17 protein-coding genes and 4 pseudogenes are annotated in these 16,787 nt (G+C 68.2%); 7 read left to right on the top strand and 14 right to left on the bottom strand.

Annotated features, from left to right (window positions below; all coding sequences use genetic code 11):
• Positions 1 to 446: 446 nt before the first annotated feature.
• The 4 genes and pseudogenes from AB0D94_RS19585 to AB0D94_RS19570 all read right to left on the bottom strand — a co-directional run bounded on the left by AB0D94_RS19585 (position 447) and on the right by AB0D94_RS19570 (position 2,458).
• Positions 447 to 668: a helix-turn-helix transcriptional regulator gene (locus tag AB0D94_RS19585; RefSeq protein ID WP_362053150.1), complete on the bottom strand. Its 222-nt coding sequence runs from the start codon at positions 666 to 668 to the stop codon at positions 447 to 449.
• Positions 668 to 1,153 (bottom strand): DUF2975 domain-containing protein, encoded by a 486-nt coding sequence (locus AB0D94_RS19580; RefSeq protein ID WP_362053147.1) that lies wholly within the window; start codon positions 1,151 to 1,153, stop codon positions 668 to 670. Before AB0D94_RS19580 ends, AB0D94_RS19585 begins: the two co-directional genes overlap by 1 nt.
• Positions 1,154 to 1,185: 32 nt before the next feature.
• Positions 1,186 to 1,403: pseudogene (locus AB0D94_RS19575) on the bottom strand (hypothetical protein); the annotation flags it as partial.
• 401 nt (positions 1,404 to 1,804) lie between these two features.
• A complete protein-coding gene (locus tag AB0D94_RS19570; protein ID WP_362053144.1) occupies positions 1,805 to 2,458 on the bottom strand; it encodes a hypothetical protein in 654 nt (217 codons plus the stop codon).
• Positions 2,459 to 2,882: 424 nt separating this feature from the next.
• On the opposite strand from AB0D94_RS19570, the gene AB0D94_RS19565 reads away from it, so the two are divergent.
• Positions 2,883 to 3,425, top strand: coding sequence for a hypothetical protein (locus AB0D94_RS19565; RefSeq protein WP_362053142.1), 543 nt, complete (start codon positions 2,883 to 2,885; stop codon positions 3,423 to 3,425).
• A 136-nt stretch (positions 3,426 to 3,561) separates the two neighbouring features.
• Here the strand turns inward: AB0D94_RS19565 and AB0D94_RS19560 are convergent, their stop codons facing one another.
• Positions 3,562 to 4,794: a DUF4241 domain-containing protein gene (locus AB0D94_RS19560; RefSeq protein ID WP_362053140.1), complete on the bottom strand. Its 1,233-nt coding sequence runs from the start codon at positions 4,792 to 4,794 to the stop codon at positions 3,562 to 3,564.
• Positions 4,795 to 4,959: 165 nt separating this feature from the next.
• Between AB0D94_RS19560 and AB0D94_RS19555 the strand changes: the two are divergent.
• A pseudogene (locus AB0D94_RS19555) lies at positions 4,960 to 5,190 on the top strand (hypothetical protein); the annotation flags it as partial.
• On the opposite strand, the gene AB0D94_RS19550 reads toward AB0D94_RS19555, so the two are convergent.
• The 3 genes and pseudogenes from AB0D94_RS19550 to AB0D94_RS19540 form a co-directional block, all read right to left on the bottom strand.
• A complete protein-coding gene (locus AB0D94_RS19550; RefSeq protein WP_362053137.1) occupies positions 5,154 to 5,483 on the bottom strand; it encodes a hypothetical protein in 330 nt (109 codons plus the stop codon). The pseudogene AB0D94_RS19555 and the gene AB0D94_RS19550 overlap by 37 nt on opposite strands.
• Before the next feature lie 112 nt (positions 5,484 to 5,595).
• Positions 5,596 to 6,378: a hypothetical protein gene (locus AB0D94_RS19545; protein ID WP_362053134.1), complete on the bottom strand. Its 783-nt coding sequence runs from the start codon at positions 6,376 to 6,378 to the stop codon at positions 5,596 to 5,598.
• 181 nt (positions 6,379 to 6,559) lie between these two features.
• A pseudogene (locus AB0D94_RS19540) lies at positions 6,560 to 6,682 on the bottom strand (MarR family transcriptional regulator); the annotation flags it as partial.
• A gap of 215 nt (positions 6,683 to 6,897) precedes the next feature.
• On the opposite strand from AB0D94_RS19540, the gene AB0D94_RS19535 reads away from it, so the two are divergent.
• Positions 6,898 to 7,269, top strand: a complete 372-nt coding sequence (locus AB0D94_RS19535; RefSeq protein WP_362053131.1) for a hypothetical protein — start codon at positions 6,898 to 6,900, stop codon at positions 7,267 to 7,269.
• A 201-nt stretch (positions 7,270 to 7,470) separates the two neighbouring features.
• Here the strand turns inward: AB0D94_RS19535 and AB0D94_RS19530 are convergent, their stop codons facing one another.
• Both AB0D94_RS19530 and AB0D94_RS19525 read right to left on the bottom strand, forming a co-directional pair.
• A complete protein-coding gene (locus AB0D94_RS19530) occupies positions 7,471 to 8,019 on the bottom strand; it encodes a GNAT family N-acetyltransferase (RefSeq protein WP_362053128.1) in 549 nt (182 codons plus the stop codon).
• Positions 8,020 to 8,640: 621 nt separating this feature from the next.
• Complete coding sequence (locus AB0D94_RS19525) at positions 8,641 to 9,189, bottom strand: DUF1062 domain-containing protein (RefSeq protein ID WP_362053125.1); 549 nt, start codon at positions 9,187 to 9,189, stop codon at positions 8,641 to 8,643.
• 833 nt (positions 9,190 to 10,022) lie between these two features.
• Between AB0D94_RS19525 and AB0D94_RS19520 the strand changes: the two are divergent.
• Together AB0D94_RS19520 and AB0D94_RS19515 are read left to right on the top strand one after the other, a co-directional pair.
• Positions 10,023 to 10,160: pseudogene (locus tag AB0D94_RS19520) on the top strand (IS5/IS1182 family transposase); the annotation flags it as partial.
• 306 nt (positions 10,161 to 10,466) lie between these two features.
• The gene (locus AB0D94_RS19515) at positions 10,467 to 10,901 is read left to right on the top strand and encodes a hypothetical protein (RefSeq protein WP_362053122.1); all 435 of its coding nucleotides are present in this window, start codon (positions 10,467 to 10,469) and stop codon (positions 10,899 to 10,901) included.
• Positions 10,902 to 11,129: 228 nt separating this feature from the next.
• Here the strand turns inward: AB0D94_RS19515 and AB0D94_RS19510 are convergent, their stop codons facing one another.
• Positions 11,130 to 11,702, bottom strand: a complete 573-nt coding sequence (locus AB0D94_RS19510; RefSeq protein WP_362053119.1) for a snapalysin family zinc-dependent metalloprotease — start codon at positions 11,700 to 11,702, stop codon at positions 11,130 to 11,132.
• 624 nt (positions 11,703 to 12,326) lie between these two features.
• Here AB0D94_RS19510 and AB0D94_RS19505 point away from each other — a divergent pair.
• Entirely contained in the window at positions 12,327 to 12,764 is a 438-nt protein-coding gene (locus tag AB0D94_RS19505) for a DUF5959 family protein (protein WP_362053116.1), read from the top strand.
• Positions 12,765 to 13,639: 875 nt separating this feature from the next.
• Here AB0D94_RS19505 and AB0D94_RS19500 read toward each other — a convergent pair.
• Positions 13,640 to 14,971 (bottom strand): FG-GAP-like repeat-containing protein, encoded by a 1,332-nt coding sequence (locus AB0D94_RS19500; protein ID WP_362053113.1) that lies wholly within the window; start codon positions 14,969 to 14,971, stop codon positions 13,640 to 13,642.
• 376 nt (positions 14,972 to 15,347) lie between these two features.
• Here AB0D94_RS19500 and AB0D94_RS19495 point away from each other — a divergent pair, with 376 nt between their 5' ends.
• A complete protein-coding gene (locus AB0D94_RS19495) occupies positions 15,348 to 15,839 on the top strand; it encodes an SRPBCC family protein (RefSeq protein WP_362053110.1) in 492 nt (163 codons plus the stop codon).
• Between the two features lie 56 nt (positions 15,840 to 15,895).
• On the opposite strand, the gene AB0D94_RS19490 is transcribed toward AB0D94_RS19495, so the two are convergent.
• Positions 15,896 to 16,048 carry a hypothetical protein gene (locus AB0D94_RS19490; RefSeq protein ID WP_362053107.1) on the bottom strand — a complete coding sequence of 51 codons (153 nt, stop codon included), beginning with the start codon at positions 16,046 to 16,048 and terminating at the stop codon, positions 15,896 to 15,898.
• Between the two features lie 34 nt (positions 16,049 to 16,082).
• Positions 16,083 to 16,601 (bottom strand): hypothetical protein, encoded by a 519-nt coding sequence (locus AB0D94_RS19485; RefSeq protein ID WP_362053104.1) that lies wholly within the window; start codon positions 16,599 to 16,601, stop codon positions 16,083 to 16,085.
• Positions 16,602 to 16,787 lie beyond the last annotated feature (186 nt).

Raw genomic sequence — 16,787 nt, 5'->3', positions numbered from 1 at the left:
ACCAATCCAATTACACCGAAAACTTTTAGCGGCGCCGCTCCCGACACGGTCAACCACTCACCCTCGTCCCGACCGGCCCGTCCTCCAGCTCAGCCCGCGCATCGGCGTCGGCCTCTTCGGCCCAGCCAGAGGGGCGGTCCATCCCCGTCGCGTCGTCCGCCAGGAGCAGCACGGGGTCGTCCACCCGGATCGTGCACGCACGGCCGCCGGGGCCCGGGCACGACCACCGCGCCGGAGGGACGCGGCTCGCCCTGCACCCCGGAGGCGATCGGGGTGCAGGGCGAGCAGGACGACCAGAGGGTTCCGTACGCCGCGCGGATTGCGAGGGTCGGGCATCTCCGCCATCGCTCCAGCAGGCCCAGGGCCGCCTGGAGCAAGGCTCGCGCGGTGCTCCCGGAGTTGGTCAACGGCGGGCGGAATCGGCAATGACGTATCGCAGGCGCGGTTCACTCGCCCACGGTGTCCTCGGCCTCCCAGCGCAGCAGGTCGCCCGGCTGGCACTTGAGCACCTCGCAGAGCGCGGCGAGTGTTGCGAAGCGTACGGCTTTGGCGCGGCCGTTCTTGAGTACGGCCAGATTGGCGGGCGTGATACCTACGCGGTCCGCGAGCTCGCCCACGGACATCTTCCGCCTGGCCAGCATTACGTCGATGTCGACGGCGATCGGCATCAGATCACCTCGTCCAATTCAGCCTGCATCTGCGCCGCTTCTGCGTCGCGCGCGACGGCCTGGGCGAGCAGCATCCGCAGCACGAGCACGATGAGCGCGACCCCCAGGATGGCCACGCCGACCCCGCCCATGATGACGGTGACGCCCGGGTCGTCGCGCTGGCCCGGCGCGTTGATGGCCGTGACCGCGAACCACAGGAGGGCGGCCGCCACGATCGCGCCGATCACGCCGTCCACGTACCGGAAGGCCGCATGGGAGAACACGGTTCCGCGTCGCACCATCGTCACCAGCCGCCATACGCAGACCAGGGCGACCTGGGCCGCCACCATACCCAGGATCGTGATCACGCGCAGCGGGCCCAGCGGGAGCGACCCGTCCTCCGGGTCGGTGGCCAACGCCCACACCATCAATGCCTGCACGAACACGGTGCCGACGAGCACCACCACGAGCACGGCGCGCAACGCACCCACCGTCAGCTTTCCCATGACCCAACCTTCCATCGAATCCCGATGGAAATCTATCGAGATTCGATAGGCAAGACAAGGGCGGGAACGGAGACAGTGACTGTGCGCTCTAAGCCGTTTCCTTCGGATCGTCTGACCGGCCAGACGAAGACGGCGGCGAGATGGAGTCCCGGCGAGGTAGATGCGTCTTGTCGTATCGAGTGGCCAGTCCGCGCCACTGCTCGAGCTTGTTGATGCACCGCTCGACGATGTTGCGCCGCTTGTATGCCTCGCGGTGGGGGTGGTCCCCAGCCGTCTGTGTTGTCCTGCGTCAGGCCGGGCCGGGCCGCTCACCTGCTTCATGTCGGCGGGCCTGTACGGGGACCGCAGCGTGCGGGTGGGGCACTGGCCCGGCGAGGTGTTCGTGCTGGAGGCACCTCGCCCGCCGGTTGGACGGACGTTGTCGACCCGCTCTCTGTCGCCCTCGCCGGCGCCGGTCTCACAGGCGGCCTTTGGGCGCTGACGGCATGTTGAGGGTCACTCGATCACGCGGCTTATGCGACACGGGCCGTCACCTGTGAAGGGACGGCCCGGGCAACGCTCCCAGCAGGACGCGCCCGGGCTCGGTAGCGGCATGCCGGCCGTCGTCGGTCCGCCGTCGGACGGTCATGCGGAACCCTGGCCGGACTGCGGTCAGGGGTTGTTCAGAGCGAAGTCCTGGCGGGTGTGATTGCTGGCGTTGGGGCTCTTGATGTTGTTGTTGATGCCGATGTTGTTGAACATCGGGATGAGACCGTTGAGGTTGATCGGCAGGATCGACCCCGAACCACCCCCGTTCCCGCCGTTGCCGTTGCCGCATTCGCCGCCGGTGACCGTGGTGACGTCGCTGTCCGTTTCAATAGGGAGGGGGTTCGGCAGAGTACCGTCCTCGCCCACCTGGACCCTGTTGGTGACGCTGCAGGGAGCGTCCTCGGCAACGTTGACCGTCAGGAGGATCGTCGCAGTCTGACCAGCACCCAAGCCGTCGGTGCTGCACGTCAGCACGGTCATGTTGCCCACGATGCTGCAATCGAACGGGGCCCCGGCCTGCACGCTGTCAGCTCTGAGTCCCAGCGGAAGCTCGTCGGTGACAAAGATGCGGCGGGTGGATTCCGAGCCCGGGTTGCTGACGGTGATGCGATAGACGCCCTGCCCACCTCGGGGGAAGTCGCCCTCGTGCGTCTTCGTGATCCTCAGTTGCGCCTGGGCATGAGCAGGTGTCACGCCTACCGCGAACGGCACCACCACGCCCAGGCCCATGACCGTGGCGAGGCCGGCCATCCGCTGCCACAACGCTCGCGTCTTCATGTAAGGGCTCCTCTCCTGTGAAGGTACGCGGCCCACCAGCACACGGCCAGGAACGAAACCCGGCGCCCGCCGACCACCGCCTGCCCCCGCAACGACACCCACACCCCACGGACACGGAACCGACAACACCATCACCCGATCGCCAAACCCATCACGACCGACCAGCCCAACAGACCGGCCCCCGCACGAAGCCACGCCCGCCTGCCGAAACAGGGCCGGGCCGCTGCCAGACAGCAAGGTGGGGTCGGCCAGGTCGCCGGCGATCTGTCCGCCCTCACGACCCCGGACCTCCACGAGAAGCCTCCACATGCACGGCCCGCCATGGCGGGCCCGGCGGTAGGTCCACCGAAATCCCGTCGACGGCGGGGCCCCGCCGCGCCGATCATGACGCAACGACACCAGGACGAACCGAGGGGCGGACACCGTGGACCAGGACATCGACAGCCGGTGGGAGGGACTCCCGGCCGGTATCCGTGCCCAGGCCGACGGATACGTCCTGCAGGACAACAGCTTGCAGGCGGTCCGGCTCGTGTGGGAGGCCGGCCGCGCCCAGGGCGTCGACCTGAACCACGCGCAGAAGATCGTCCACCTGCGCTACGAGCACTTCGGCGACCGCGTCGCCCGTACGCCCGACTCCCCCCTCGACCTGGACTCGCTCGCCGCCGTCGCCCGCGGCATCCGGGCCCGCGTGGTGGCGATCGAGGCCGTCTGGGACGGGGACACCGTCCACGGCTGGTTCGTCAACCTGCTGGCCGTCACGGACGACCCCGCCGGGGAGAAGTGCCTGGCCACGATCTACTGGAGCACTGCCCAACGCGCCCTGGACTGTGCCGATGCGGGCCCGCTCCACCCCTCGGCGGCCGCCGCCACCCGCGCGGGCGCCGACCTGGCCGCCCACCTCGGCGTGCCGTTCCACTTCGCCAGCCCCGACACCCCGAACGACGAGGCGCCCCGCTGGCGCCCCTGACCGCCGGGCGGGCCTCGCGGGTCGAGGTCGCGATGCAGGTCTCCGAGGCAATGGCGAGCGGCCCGTCCGATCGCGGGATCGGACCGGCCCGCTTAACCTCCATAGACGCATCCCGGGTCCCAGCAGGACCGGGGGCTCAGGGCGCCACGAGGTCGGGCATTCCTTCGACCAGCACCACCACACCGACCACGTCCCCGTCTGCCGACCGCCCCACCCAAACGGGATGGACCCCGTCCGAGCCCACCGCGAACGCCACCAGCTCGGCGCCGGAGCCGGGCTCGCGGGTGCGGAGGAAGTAGGCGGAGTCGGCGCTGTACTTCCACGCCTCCAGGTCGTTGTCCTCCATCACCTGCCGGGAGAGCCGCTGGAGCGGGCCCCACGCCCCGGCATCGGCGAAGGCGCCCATCGCGCCATCCGTACCGAACCCGTACGCCACGCCCTCCCCGAGCAGCCTGGTGTCGTCGCACGGCCTGAGGGCCATCTCCCAGGACACGGCCGGGGCTTCCCCGACGCGCAGCCGGACCGCCGTGGACGACTCGCAGCCGTCGAGGAAGGCGGCCCGCGCCTCGTCGAGCACGTGCTCCCCCGGCGGGACGGCAATGCTGAAGTGCGGCCCGTTATGGTCGAGGGGGCAGTCGACGGCCAGCAGGCCGCTCGGCACTCGCAGGGTGCCGGTCCGCCTCGGCTCCACGGCGGTCATCTCGTCGCCGTAGGGACCGGACATGCGCGTACCGGGACGGAAGAGCGCATCGAAGTCGACGGACGAGAACATGCGGGATGACTCCCGACGCCACGGCACGGAAGCCTCGGGCGTCCCGGCGGTGTCCAAGTGCACCCGCACCCAGTCCGGCAGGTGCTCGCCGCCCGGAAGCGGCCGCCACTCCCCGAACCCTGGCCGGGCCGACCACAGCCGCTCTTCCGGCACCGTGAGGACGGCCTCCAGCGAGGAGCCTCGTATGCCCTCGGGCTGGTGCGAGATCCGTCCCCTACCGTCGGGGAAGACCTCCACCACGGTACGAGGGCAGTCCTGGGCGAATTCCGCCGTCACCGGATCCGGGTAGCGCCAGCTGATCGCGCGCCGGTTCAGCAGCCGCTCCTCGTCGACCAGCACCCTCAGTTCCGATTCGAGTGTCCGGCGGCCCTGTTCGTCGTACGCCCACACCTCGACGAAGCCCGCGCCCCACGACACCAGCCGCACCTCGGCCGGCACCTCGCTCCCGGGCACGCAGTGCATCACCGCGTACGGCAGCCCCTCGGCGTCCCGCGCCCGCGCCTCCCCGGCGGACAGCGCCCGCCCGGGGGTACGGGACGCCGGATTCCAGCCCTCCGCGTACTCCACCTCGACGACCGTCCCCGATCCCCGCTCCATGTGCCACCGCCCGCTCGCGCCCGATCCTGCCGAGCGCAAGATAACGGCTGCCACCGACAGGGGGTGTCGGCGTCTACGTCCGCGCACTCGTCCGATGGGCCAACTCGGCCCAGACCGTCTTGCCGATCAGCCGGTCCGTCTCCCCAGTCGGCGGCGAGGTCGGTCGTGATCGCCCGTCGCGGGACCGAGCACGGTTCCGGGCTCGGCGCTCGCCGCCGGGTCGTGGAGCGCACGTTCGCCCACCTGCACTGGTTCCGCCGCCTGCGGATCCGGTGGGAGGTCCGCGACGACATCCACGAAGCCTTCCTCAAGCTCGCCTGCTGCATCATCTGCTGGCGGCGCCTGACGAAGCTCATGCCTCAACCGTCCCTGTCCAAGCTGAAGCCGCGGTCCTGAACCACCGGGAACGTCTTCTCTGCAGCAGCAAGCCACGCATCGATCTCGTCGTGGGACGACCGGATGGCGCTGATCAGTTCCATGAGGGCGTCCAGCTTCTGCCTGCCGACGTTCAGGCGCAGTTCCTCAAGCGAAACTTCCTGGTAGGACATGCGCAGCTGCCACCAGAAGCGCATCAGGTAGCGACACTCCTGCGGCTCCCGGTCATCCGCGAGGCGGCTGTGAACCACTGCTTGGACGCACTGCCGCTGGCCATCATCGCGAAAGCCGTCCCTTAGGTCAGTCAAAGTCACGGTCGGACAGTACCAACCGCGCTCACCCACAGGAGCTATGCGGCCATTCCGTTAGGAGTTCTTACACGGACGACAACCAACCTTCACCGGAAAACGACAGTGCCAACGGACGTCACGATCCAGGCAGGTCGATGAAGTACCCGCCGCCGCGGCAGTTCCCACGCATGGAGCGCGCCAGCTCGGAAACGTGCCGTGCCTGGGTGCCGGACAACCGTCGCGGCTCCCACAGCAGCGCCGCGGCGTCCACAGCCTCTGGGGCCGGAGGCGGTGGCACCTCACGCAGAAAGACGCCCGTCAGTGCGGCCAGTTCGCGGGCGCCGATTCCCAGCAGGGCGGCGAAGTCCGTCACCAAGCGGGGCGTCAGTTCCTTGCGACCAGCACCGATCACACCGTAAGTGGAAGCCGACAGGTATGTGGGCGTAACGACCGCCGGCGTCTTCGCCATGCCCGACCAGTCCAGATTGCGGTACCGGAACATGCGGATGACCCAATCACCCGGAACTTCGGTGAGGGGTGCGAGCCGCTTCGGGGCGAAGCGCGAACGCCGTTCCTCCTGCGGCAGCGCGCGGATGAGCTGCAGGAGTTCACGCCGTCCCGCCGCCGGCAGGTGCACCGCATCCATCACGGCGTACGGCACCCATCGCTCGGCCGTGACGTCCAACGGCGCCATGTCGTCCGGGACCGCCAGCCCCGCGAGGATGAACAGATCTACGGCGCGGAAACCCAGCGCAGTCGCGAGCCGTCGGAGCAGCCTCTCACCGGGGGTCTCCCCCGCCAGCACCGCTCGTACCTCGTCTGTGGTCAACCCGGCCCGGTCTGCCAGCTCCGGCGCACCGAGCTCCCTGTGGTTCAGCAACCACGCCAGCATCACGCCGAAACCCCGGTGCTCCGTCATCCACGCAGCCTAGCCACAAGCGCACTGGTGACCTCTAGTTCTCCGCGCCGCCTTGGCTGCCTGGCCTGGCGGGCCTCCCTGTCAACAGGGCGAGGGGTCAGCTGGATCGAACGTTGCAGCCGCGCTCCACCTCGCGGCCATCCTCACCTGGACCCGCCGCTGAGCAGGCGGCAACGAACAGCTAGGAGTCCCCGTCTCCCTCGACGTTGGCGATCATCGTGCGCAGCACCTTGAGCGCGGCCACGTATTCCTCGTCACTGATGCCTTTGTGGACCTCCGCGCGCAGCTCCGTGACCAGCCCGCGCCCCACCTCCCCGCAATCCCCAGCAGCGCCACAGCGCCATCCCGACCGAAGAGACATCCCCTGGGCGATCTCTACTGGGCGGTCGCGGTCGACTCCGCGATCGTGCGAGCGCATCAGCACGTCGCCGACAGTCATTGCAAGCCGCTCGCACGGCTTAGGCCGTTACCTGCGGAGCATCTTCACCAGCCTTGTGCCGGCCTGGATACGGTGGCGGGATGGCGACGATCCTGCGGCACCCTCGACCTGGATTCATATGGGACTGGTGGGCTGTCGACGCCGAGGGCTTCCTCGTGCAGTTCAGCTGCGGTCCCGCCCCGGAGCACTTGCTGGCGCATGTGGACCGCGTCGACGCGGCGGCCGCCTGGGCGGAGGAACACCGCCCGTCATGGTTCGACCGTGACTCCCTGTCGCTGCACGTCTTCGGCTCCAACGGCGAGTCCCCGACCTACACCCGGCGCGGTGTCCCGGACTCTCCGTTGAGGCTGTCCGACGCGCCGGCAGCCATTGCGGGCGTCGCAGCCCTGGTTGAACTGAACAGAGCAGTGGGAGACACCTGGACGGTCTACCTCGACGAGGGATGGGTCTAGGGCAGTTCTTCGGATCACCTCGCTGACCAGGTGAAGGTGCTGACGAGGTGGCTCCGCCAGGTAGACGGTGGCGTTCTCGTCGTAGCGAGTGGCAAGGCCTCGCCACTGCTTCATCTGGGGCATACAGCGCACGAGGCAGGCCTGCTGCCGGAGTCGCTCGCTTGGGGCCCAAGCAGACGGGATCCGAAGGAACGACCTGGCTCAACCGGACGGCGTGACCGAGGACCACACACCGAACCACTGCTCGGCGCCGTACTCCTCGAACCGCTCCACCTCGGTGAACCCCAGTTTCGCCGCGAGGCGCATCGCGCGGCCGTTGGCGTTCTGGGTGCAGAGCACCACCGGCTCGCCGGGAAGCGCGTCGGCGAACCAGTCGAGTGCCGCTGCACACGCCTCGGCGGCGTACCCGCATCCCCACGCATCCGGCAAGAACATGTAACCGAGCTCGGTCTCCCCGGCATCCGGACGGAGGTGACCGGGACGCTCTGCAGCGCGCCTATCGAGTGTGATCATGCCGATCATCGCTCCGTCGAGATCGATCACGAAAAGGCCAGGGCGCCGCCCGGGCACCTCAGGCACTGCGCGTTCGAGGTCATCACGCTGTCGAGCGCCACCGATGTAGGTGCCCACCTCCGGCGATGCGAACAGCTCGATGAACGCCGCCCGGTCTCGGGCCTCGGACTCGCGGAGGACGAGCCGTTCGGTCCCTATCGGGGCGGGTGGCCAGGCGATGTGTTCAAGTCCAGTCATGGTCGGCAAGCTATCGCACGCCCGTGAGGGCGATCCGAGAGAGAGCAGTTGGGGAGCCATAGCCGCAGGCAGCCGAGGGATGCCAGGGCTTTGTAGTGGCGGGCTCGTCCTTCGTAGCGGGTGGCGAGGGCCTGGTTCTGCTTGAGCCGGTTGAAGCAGCGTTCGACGACACCAGCGACTTTGCGGACACGGCTAGCAGCAGTGGGGCGGCTGGTCCGGCGAGCTCTCTTCTCCGGGTGGAAGGCAGTAGGGGCCTTCCCGGTACATGCAGTCAGGGTCGTGCTCGTAGTTGGCCGGCGCGAATCCGCACGTTATCCGCTGGCAGTCGTACTCCGTCGAGTCCATGACGATCCTTGTCGGGCGGCGGCAGGGGGCGATATCGGCCTCCACCGTAATGACCCGGCAACCCACCCTGACACCCAGGGGCGCATCCGCTCCCGGTCGCTCCCGGTCTGCGCGGGGGTGGTTACGGTCCAACCGGCGCCAGGGGAAAGAGACTCTCGCAAGCCTGCCGGCCCGGCCCCCGTCCCATCGCCTCGCCGCGCTCTGCGGGCTCGGCTTCGCCACCTTGGGCCTGTCCGGCGGATCTTGCCGGACAGGCCCCCTGGTCTCAGGGAGGGCTCAGCGCTTGAGCGTGAAGGTGAAGTCGCCGGAGAGCTTGCCGCTCAGCCGGACTGCCGAAACGAGTTTCCCCTCCGTGATCAGTCTCTCGACCTCCGCCCGCGAAAGACCGCAACCTTCAGCGATCAGTCGCTCCGGCCGGACAGGGATCCGTGCCGCGAAGCGCACCGAGATGTCGATCACCTCGCGGTCCAGGTGATCCGATCCGCCCGTGTCGAGGCGCCAGGCACCTTCCCAGTCGAGGGCGATGCGACTACGGCGCAGCACGACCGGATCCTGGAGCAGCTCAGCTGCCAGGCCAGGGTCGTTGTCATGCAGCCGGTCCAGCAGCTCAGGTCGTACGGAACGCACATTCATCCGCTCCAAGACCGTGAGCTTTGCCGTTTCCCCGCAAGCGGTACAGAGCGCGAGGAGCCAGGCGTCGATGAGCTTGTGGTTTGCGTTGACGCGAAATTTACCGCTTGACCTGAAGCGATCGGACGCGCACGCATGGCAACGGCGGAGAACGAGCGGCAGGCAGGTGGGCACGACCACCCAGTTTTCGAGCACAGGAGTACACCGGTTTCAGTGAGAAGTCCGCAGCAAAAAGCAGCGCGGCGCACATGGCGCGACGCGCGACGAATCAGCGCTCGGGAGAACTCACAGGGTGTACAACGGGACGTCCTTGTCTAGACGACTTGGTTCGGCAGCACGGTAATGGCGCACAGCGACGCTGCTCCACTGGTTTTCGAGCGTCGCACCGCGAGACTCTGTCCGGCGGATCACGGACGAAGCCAGAGCCAGCTGGAATGAGCTGGCATGCGTCGCCCCGCTGCCCCGGTGCGATCACGAACGACAGCGCACCCTTCCAACGCCCGCCCTGCTGGCCCGACTTGGGCGAATGCGGCTTCAGCCGGGCCTACTCGTCGTTCGTCAGATCTCCCCGTACCGTGGCGGGCGCAACGGCCTCTGCTCGAACCAGTCGCATGATGCGCCGTTCAGGCCCTGGGGCCAGATGCGGCTTCGGAGACCGCGGCGGAGAATGGGCGGGCTGCGTAGGGGGGCTCGCACCCCGCCCCTCCCCCAGGATCAGCGTTCGCCTCGCATCAGCTCCACGATCACTGCCCACAGAGCGCGTGCGCTCAGTGCCACTGCAATCCGCTTCGCGATCTCGGCAGCCTGATCCCGACGAGATGACCGCTGGTCATCACTCATGCCCGTACCCCTTTCAACCGGGGCCCCCGCCCTGCTGACAGGACGGGATCCTTGCCCCCCACTTCGAGGTACGAACAACTCACAGCGTAACCAAGGACATTGAGCACACGGAAGGCTCCCCCGCCCTTCGTCGCCTCACGCCATCGGACGATCCCGCGGTGGTTTGAGCACGAAGGTTCATTTGGCGCGAGACCTACAAGCAGCGGAACAGCGTGGAGCGATGCATCAAGCGCCTCAAGCAGTGGCGTGGCCTGGCCATGAGATGCGACAAACTCGCGATCGCCTGCCAGGCCCCACTACACCTCGCCGCCGTCCTCATCTGGACCGGTGGCTCACAGTCGAAGCGGCTCCGGTCGGACGAGGCGGCGCGGCGTGCGCACGACGTGTTCGGCCAGCGGCCGGTGTCCCGCCGCAACGCGGCGTGGGAGGCGATCACAAGCATCTGCCCGTCGAGGTGGACCTGGAAGGAGAACTGGTCACCCCATGGGCTGGGCCGGGTACACCGCAGGGGGTAGGCCGGCTACCCCCTGCGGTGGGCCCGAAGATCAACCCGTGGTGGGCCGAGAAGGCTCCGCCGCCCGCGCTACATTTCCCGCCGTCCCGTGCAACGTGGACCATACGACGGAGGAACGATGAAGCTCACGACGAAGGCCGCCCTGACCCTTGCCGCGGTCCCGGCCGCGCTCTTGCTGCTCGCGGGACCGGCCTCTGCCGGCTCCGGTTTTGATGTCACCGGCACCGGCGGTGACATCGGCGGCGCCTGGGCGCACGGATACTACGGGAAGGCGGCCGACGGCCGGGTCCACCTGAGCGGCGAGCTCAAGGACACGGCAGGCGACGGCAAGGGCGCGGCGCTCAAGATCCACGCGGTGTACTCGGACGGCGGCACCCGCGACGAACAGGTCTGGAACACCCGCGGCAACCAGGCGGTCGTGGGGATCGGCGAGTACACCTTCGCGGGGAACGTGCGTCGTATCGAGCTCAAAGAATGCCTGTTGTACCGGGGAGGCGACGGCAACGTCTACGTGGGCACCTGCGCCGCGGGCGCGGAAGTCCTGTACTTCTGACACTCGTCCAAGAAGCACCGCTTCCGTGGCAGTGGAGACCGTGGTGATGTACCGCCCCATGGCAGCGACAACCACCACGCGCAAAAGGCGTGTTCACACGATCTCCAACGCCCCATCTCACCAGGTCACCGGTACTGCAACGGTCGGCGGCAGTGGACCAGCACGGCCGCCCTCCGGGAGTCCCGGCCAGGCCAGGCCCCCGCACCGGCCCATCCGCCGACCCGCCGGTCAGGGGGCGTCGATGAGTACCCGGCCATCGGTCGGCACGGTTGCCGCGAGCCCGTTCGCGTACGCGTTCTGCACGCGGGACCGCTCGGTCGCATTGGGCACGGCGTTGGTGCAGGCCGTCCCGGCGCTGGACCCGGACATCAGCTGGGAGCACGGCCCCGGCTTGGTGTCCGGGAGGCCCAGGCTGTGGCCCAGCTCGTGCGCAGCGATGCGCGTCTTGTCGTACCCCTGGCTCACAGCCTGCGCGCCGAGTTCGACTCGTACCTGTCGCCCAGGACGGACCGGACCGAGGGTGGCCTGCGGCCAGCCGGTCGTGGCCACGATGACGATCTCGGCCCGGACCCCGGGCGCGGCCTCCACCAGCCGAACGTTACTGACGTTCGCGTTCCAGGAAGCGACCCCGGCTGCGATGGCCGCTTCCCAGCCGCCGGCCCGACTGTCGTCGTAGCGGAGCGTCACTACCGCTGCGGTGGCGTCCGGTATGGGCGCGGGTGCCGCGGTCGCCGCGGTTGCCGCCGCGAGGACCAGCGCGGCGGCGGAGGTGCCGACTTTCAGCCAGGTGCCCAGAGACATGGTCGTCTTCCTTCATGCGTGGGGGGACCCGGCCCCTCGGCGGAGCCGGGGCACTGGAGACGCCGCCACCGCCCGCCTGTGGCCCGCACGTTCGGGCGGCCGCCCCTCCGGAGCCCTAAGAAGGTAGCCCCGCACCCCACCAAACCGTCATGCACCTGCCAGCCAATTCCGGCAGGCACTCCAGCCGATGCCCGGTCAGCGGGCGGCACCATCCAGGGGGCTCGCGCGGCCGCGTTCGGAGATCCGGCCGCGGACGGCCGCGGCGGCGCAGCCATGCGGCTTCCGGACTGCCTGCCAGCACCAGACGCCCGCCGGCACAGGACTCAGCCCGTAGAACCACCCCCGCACCGCGGGCAGGCGTGGCCTGCTACCCGGTGAGCGGGACCGCGGCTCCAGCCGGGGCCGGCTGTCCGGGGGCCGCGGCGGCGGGCGTGGTGGTGGAGCGGGAGCGGGCCGCCGCCGGAGAGACCCCGACCCGGCACGCGGGCGCAGACGGCGTCGGGCGGCGGCGTCGAGGAGACACCACTGGGCCGTGTCTGGCAATTGAACTCGGACGGGCCGTCGGGATCGGGCGGACAGTGAAGTAGCTTTCCAGGGTCGCGAACCTGAGGGGTGGGAGTTGGCATGGAAGCGCAAGGCCCGATTGACTTGATCCACTTGGCGGGGATCGAGGGCAACAGCGTTGTTGTTCGCGTATCGGGCCAAGAAGTCCGCGCATCTCAGCACGACCCCGACATCCTGGTCGGCGAGATCAGCGTCGGAACCAGCTTCGTCAAGGGAAGCCTCAAGACCTGGATCTTCCCTCAGGACCTCACGGACTGGGAGGCGGCCCTCAGCACTCTGGCCGGTGGGGAAAGCGCCTCCTGGAGGGAGAACAAGAGAGCAACCGAACTGCACGTTGCCCTCGAAGAGGGCCTCGAACGCGCCACGGTTTCGGTCGCCGACCGCTCGATGTCCCTGGCGACCGTCCAGGTCACCATTGAGTTGGCTGACGGTTGGCTCGAAGACCATCGCGCCCGCCTGGACAGAGTCCGGCAGGCGTGGCCCATGCGACGCAACTGAGGACGCCTCCTTCGCCCCGTGCCCCCTGCCCCTTGCCCCTTGCCCCTTGCCCCGCAAGCGTCCACCCGCTACGAAGTGGGGCGGAGCCTCGCCACCGGCGAGTCCTACACCCGACCCGCACACCACAAGAGGGGACGAGACCCCGGCGGAGGCCCTTCACTGCCCGCCCATCCGCCGAAGCCGGACGATGGACGACAAGCTAGGAGTCATGGGAACAGCAGGAACGACAACGGAACCGGAAACCCCAACGCAGAGCGGTCTCACGACTCTGGGTGAGGTGGCGTGCCGTTATCAGGCGGATGAGATCCGTCCAGAGGACCTGCCGATGATCGCTGCTGAGGCACTCGCGGCTGGGCTGGACACCCCGACCCTGTGTGAGCTCGCTGGTTGGCCTCGCAATGCGGATGCCCGCGATGTCCGCGACGCGTTCGAGCAAGCACTCTCCGAGTCCGGGATCGAGTTGAACGGGCCACCGCCCGCACCTGCCCAACCCGCAGGGGCCGCCACCACGGCGGCCCCTGCGGCGTTCCCGAGCTCTTGCCCAACTTGGGGAAAATTGGCGAAAGATCGGCCGTCGCACGCCGCCGGCGCGAGCTCGGCACGGGAACGGACACGACCGCGCGCTGACCTGCCGTCACCGGCCGGGGGCCGGCAGTCTGCGCGGGGCGGTCCGGCGGTACTGCCCCTGAAAAGCCGGGCACCAGGCCTCACCCGCGCCCGCCATATCGGCGCGGGCTGAACCCGACCCCACTGCAATCAGAAACTCCCGTCCCCACATGTTCTATGAAACCGTGTGCTCGGGTTCGAATGGCGAAAGTTGGCCATGACGACCTACGGAGGTCGCCATGGCCAATCTGGCGTTGAGCGCGCTGGGATCAGCGGACACCGAACATCAAGGTGAAGGTCGCAGCGCGGTTGCCAAAGCGATCAGCGTAGCGGCCGACGCCGGGACCTGCGTCTTTGAATCGAGGGTCGAGGATGGCTTTGCGATGCCCGTTGTTGGCGTAGTTGTTCTGGGGGTCGTGATTCATCCACCAATAGACGGCGGCCATGGGGGTGCCCCAGGTCCATCCTGCAGGCACGACATTCGTGCCGTCGCTCCGCCCTCCGCCGTTCTGGGTGTTCTCGCTCATCGCGCTATACGCGCCGTAGCCCGACTTGGCGATGCGGTCTTCTGGCCAGGCGTATCCCGCTCGGGAGTCCCAGTGACCGCATCCAGACCAGTTCCGATTGGACGGGCAGCTTCGATCCGGGGCGGTCGCCCAGTTCTCGGAGTGCGCCCGTGCCGCGGGGGCGAGGTGGTCGTTGAAGCAGAGCGGCGCCAGACCACGCTGCGAGCGCTCCACGTTCACGAGGTGGAGCAGCGCGTGCTCGGCGTTGACGACCTCGGCGTCGGTCCGGGGAACCTTGTCGACATAGCCGGCGTACCGCTCTTCCGCCTTCTGGCAATCTCCAGGCCCAGACGTGTCGCCGTTAGCCCAGGATGCGGCGATGTCGTTCTTCCCGTCGCCGTTGAAATCCCCGGCAGCCCACTTGGTCGTATCCATCCAGCCACCCGCGTTCGTGGCCCAGTGACTACGCCTGAAGCCCGAACCGGTCGACAGACTCACCGTTATCGTGTTCGAACCACCGTTGTTCCAGACAGTGGCAAGATCAGCCTTCCTGTCACCATTGAAGTCCCCGGCAACCCACGGAGTTCCGTCAATCCAGCCACCATCCCGATCGCTCCACTGCGACCACCCCGGGAACCGAGAGCCATCAGACAGGTAGACCGCAGTGGACAGGTTGCCACCGTTGTTCCAAGATGCGGCAATGTCGCTCTTCCCATCGCCGTTGAAATCCCCGGCAGCCCACTTGGTCGTATCCATCCAGCCACCCGCGTTCGTGGCCCAGTGACTACGCCTGAAGCCCGAACCGGTCGACAGACTCACCGTTATCGTGTTTGAACCACCGTTGTTCCAGACAGTGGCAAGATCGGCCCTCCTGTCACCATTGAAGTCCCCGGCAACCCACGGAGTTCCGTCAATCCAGCCACCATCCCGATCGCTCCACTGCGACCACCCCGGGAACCGAGAGCCATCAGACAGGTAGACCGCAGTGGACAGGTTAGCGTCTGAAGTGGCGGCCAGCGTGCGGTCTGAAACGGGGGCTATGGCGGCTGCCAATAGCACGAGCACGGCCGTGCCCCATGTTCGAAGCTTCAGCATAAGCTCACCTTCCGCGGTAAATGCGCGATCTGGGCCATCCGGCAGTAGCCGGAAGGGCCGACGTGCTCGCGGAGCTGACGCATCTGATAGATGAAGTGCTGGATCGGAACACCAGAGTGGGCGCTCAGGTTGGCCTATCGGATGCGCCCTCTGGCCAGGTGGATGGACACTGACCAGTGCCCAGGTCTAGCGCTGGCCACTCTCTGTATGTCTACAAGTAAAGGGCAGACCGGTCCACCACGCCACAGCAGCAACGGGGGAAGCGGCCACACCCAAGGTGATCAAACCTCTATGGAGGCAGTCTTGGGGTTGTCCTGGGACTCGTAGAAGTTGATGCACATTGTCCCGCACCTAGGAGGAAAGAATGATGCGCCCCATGAAATACACCGTCTCCATCGAGATCGCCCTGCCGCGGGAGAGGGTGGCCCAGCTGCTCGCCGACCCGGCACACCTGCCGAAATGGCTGCGGGGCCTGGTGCTGCACGAGCCGCTGAGCGGGGAGCACGGGCAGCTCGGCACCATGTCACGGGTCGTGATGCAGATGGGCCAGCGGAAGCTCGAGTGCACCGAGACCATCACACGCCGGGAACCGGCAGACCTGCGCGAGATCCCGAAAACGAGCGTCGTTCACTTCGACCGCGAGATCGTCGGCGAGGGCATGTGGAGCGCCGTGCGCGACCGGCTGACCGAAGCCAGCCCGGAAACGACGCTCTGGGAGAGCGAGAACGAATACCGGTTCAGCGGCTTTCTGATGAAGCTGGTGGGACTTCTGATGCCCGGCGCCTTCCGCAAGCAGTCGCAACAGCACATGCAGGACTTCAAGGCGTTCGCCGAGCAGGGAAAGGACGTCCGCGAAGCGACGGACTGAGCGGGTCGGGGAGGCCGGAAGACTCCGCCCCGGTCCACCGCCCGGTCGGCGCTGACCTACGCCACCAGCTCCGGACGGATCAGCACGGCGCCCAGGACGTCGCGGCTCCCCCACGCCGAGGCAATCCGCACGCCCTCCCACGGATGACCGGGGCCGGCCGCGCGCAGGTACTCGCCCACCTCCCGGGCCTGCTCCGGCCGCAGGGGCACAGTCCGGCCGACCGCGAGCAGGCACCACGGCTGTTCACACCGGATTCTCGGAACGGCAGCATCCGTACCTGTTGGTCATGTCGTACTCGTGGCCGACCAGGATGCGTGCGCCGCAGGCGGCGCAGACCGCGGGCGTCACCGGATTCACCCGCAGGACGTAGGCGTACTCCAAGGCCAGGACGGCGTCCACAGACTCCTTGCCGTGCTCCTTGATGCCCTGTCCGATGAACTCGAAGGCGCCGTACTGGGCCCCGCACTCGCAGTCGATGCGGTTGGAGTGGGCGGGACCGATGTCCTTGACCCCCAGCTCCGAGGTGATCCTCTCCCTCTCCTCGCGCGATACGGGTTCCATGCCCCGGTCCTTGATCCGCCTGGGGCTCCAGTACCACGCCTTGAACGCCTCGGCCTGTCCGGGGGAGAGGTAGAACGTCACCGATCTGCCGGCCTTCAACGCGTCCTGCACAGCCGCCACGACCGCGCTGTCGTCCCCCGACATCACGATCCTTCCGTCGCGGACCAGGGCATCGATCTCGGTGAGCGAACCGCTCTTCATGGGCGTCCTTCCGGTGGGCTCCTCGGCTCCGACCGTTCGATGCTCACCCGTGACCGAGCCACCGGCCAGCGGGGGCGAGCAACCGGGGGCGTCCGCGCCCTCCACCGAGCCGGGTGGCCGCCCGGAGGCGTGCCCTGGCGAGCTGTCGGCCGCTGGCGGCCCCGACCCCGCCGCGGTGCCGGGGCA

It is taken from the genome of Streptomyces sp. NPDC048255 (assembly GCF_040652415.1).
In the GTDB taxonomy this organism is placed as follows: Bacteria; Actinomycetota; Actinomycetes; order Streptomycetales; family Streptomycetaceae; genus Streptomyces.
The sequence above is the reverse complement of the archived record's forward strand: the minus strand, read 5'-3'. Positions and strand labels throughout refer to the sequence as shown.